General features: G+C 63.9%; 1 protein-coding gene. It reads left to right on the top strand.

From position 1 onward, the window contains the following. A partial coding sequence (locus AAAX75_RS10040) for an SIS domain-containing protein (protein WP_349092075.1) occupies positions 1-950 on the top strand: 950 nt, incomplete at both ends.

Here is a 950-nt window from a genome sequence, read left to right as displayed (position 1 = left end):
ATGAAGGAAACCGAGAAGATCGAGATCATGCATTTCGACCAGGAGGGCTATCTCGAGGACGGCAAGGCGCTCTACGAGACCGGCAAGAAGATGACCGCGCTCGCCGACAAGGTCGCCGACGAGGGCTACGACGCCGTGTTCCTGATGGGCGTCGGCGGCACCTGGGACGAGCTCATGCAGCTCGAGTACCTCATGAACAAGTTCGGCGACCGCGACCTCGAGGTCTACCTGATCCACGCCGCCGAGTGGAACGCCATGGGCCACAAGCGCATGACCGAGAAGTCCGTCGTGCTCACCGCCTCCGAGTCCGGCACCACCCCCGAGGTCCTCGAGGCCGTCAAGAAGATGAAGGAAAAGGGCATTCGCGTCTACGCCATGACCAAGCCCGAGGGCCCCATCGGCCAGGCTGTCGGCGCCGAGAACTGCGTCGCCATGGCTTCTGACCATGGTTCGGGCGGCTGCGAGAAGGGCTACTACCTCGCCGACTGCTTCGGCCTGCGCCTGCTCAACCGCCGCGGCTGCTTCCCCAAGTTCGATCTGTTTATCGAGCAGACCAAGGATATCTGGAAGGACATGCTCGACATCCGCAAGCGCTTCGAGCCGCGCGCCGAGGAGCTCGCCAAGAAGTACGCCCTGGCCCCCTACACCATGTTCATCGGCTCCGGCGCCCTGTGGGGCGAGACGATCCTGTTCTCGATGTGCATCCTCGAGGAGATGCAGTGGAAGCGCACCCGCTACATCACCTCGGCCGACTTCTTCCACGGCACCCTCGAGCTCGTGGAGCCCGGCGTCCCGGTCTTCCTGTTCATGGGCGAGGACGAGAACCGCAAGCTCGACGAGCGCGTCCGCGCCTTCCTGACCCGCGGTGTGACCGGCGACACCGACATCAACATCATCGACACCGCCGAGTTCGCGATCCCCGGCCTTGACGACGAGTTCCGCGTCATCGT

This window comes from Collinsella sp. CLA-ER-H7 (assembly GCF_040092345.1).
In the GTDB taxonomy this organism is placed as follows: Bacteria; Actinomycetota; Coriobacteriia; order Coriobacteriales; family Coriobacteriaceae; genus Collinsella.
Note: the sequence above shows the minus strand (reverse complement) of the source record. Positions and strands in the feature narration are given on the sequence as shown.